Origin of the sequence: Bacillus cereus group sp. BfR-BA-01330, from assembly GCF_022663885.1 — a bacterium.
GTDB lineage: Bacteria > Bacillota > Bacilli > Bacillales > Bacillaceae_G > Bacillus_A > Bacillus_A cereus.
The window spans coordinates 1-224 of the sequence record NZ_JAKUGK010000039.1 but is presented as its reverse complement, the minus strand read 5'-3'; the positions used below and the strand labels follow the sequence as shown (position 1 = coordinate 224).

Sequence of the window (224 nt, the reverse complement as noted above, 5' to 3'; positions counted from 1 at the left end):
TAACCACTACACCACGGGACCATTTGGTTGCGGGGACAGGATTTGAACCTGCGACCTTCGGGTTATGAGCCCGACGAGCTACCGTGCTGCTCCACCCCGCGACAATATAAATAGCTTGGCGACGTCCTACTCTCACAGGGACAAGGTCCCAACTACCATCGGCGCTAGAGAGCTTAACTTCCGTGTTCGGTATGGGAACGGGTGTGACCTCTCTGCCATCATCA

1 tRNA gene and 1 rRNA gene are annotated in these 224 nt (G+C 55.4%); both read right to left on the bottom strand.

The window, feature by feature from the left end:
• Positions 1-24: 24 nt before the first annotated feature.
• Positions 25-101 (bottom strand) — tRNA-Met (locus MR112_RS28745).
• A 12-nt stretch (positions 102-113) separates the two neighbouring features.
• Positions 114-224: ribosomal RNA gene (gene rrf, locus MR112_RS28740) — 5S ribosomal RNA — on the bottom strand; the annotation flags it as partial.